Source organism: Vogesella urethralis (assembly GCF_007644045.2).
Lineage (GTDB): Bacteria > Pseudomonadota > Gammaproteobacteria > Burkholderiales > Chromobacteriaceae > Vogesella > Vogesella urethralis.
Genome location: NZ_VMDW02000128.1, coordinates 1 through 307, shown reverse-complemented (window position 1 = coordinate 307; position 307 = coordinate 1). Strand labels below are relative to the sequence as shown.

General features: G+C 36.5%; 1 protein-coding gene. It reads left to right on the top strand.

Annotated features, from left to right (window positions below):
• On the top strand, positions 1 to 236 hold a 236-nt coding region (locus FLQ03_RS19305), incomplete at its 5' end, for a hypothetical protein (protein ID WP_206211013.1).
• Positions 237 to 307 lie beyond the last annotated feature (71 nt).

Here is a 307-nt window from a genome sequence, read left to right as displayed (position 1 = left end):
AAAAATATACAAATTTTGATAGTCCCTTAAAGTATTCCAAAATCGACATTTTTGATGAGAACCTGCCCTTTGATGAGCTTTTTGGAGCATTGTTTTATTTTTACGACATGAAGCTTAGGGATGTGGATCAATTTTTTGCAAAATTTAAAGAATGCATAAGTCACATAGAAGCCATGGGTCAGTCATCATCAAAATCTTATTACTTCAGCAGGACGGTTCTGGCAATAGCCATATGAATGCAAGACAAAGCAACCAAAAGCTTTTCGGACCAAACCTGTTTAGGCTCTCTAAATATGGGCAATGGCAG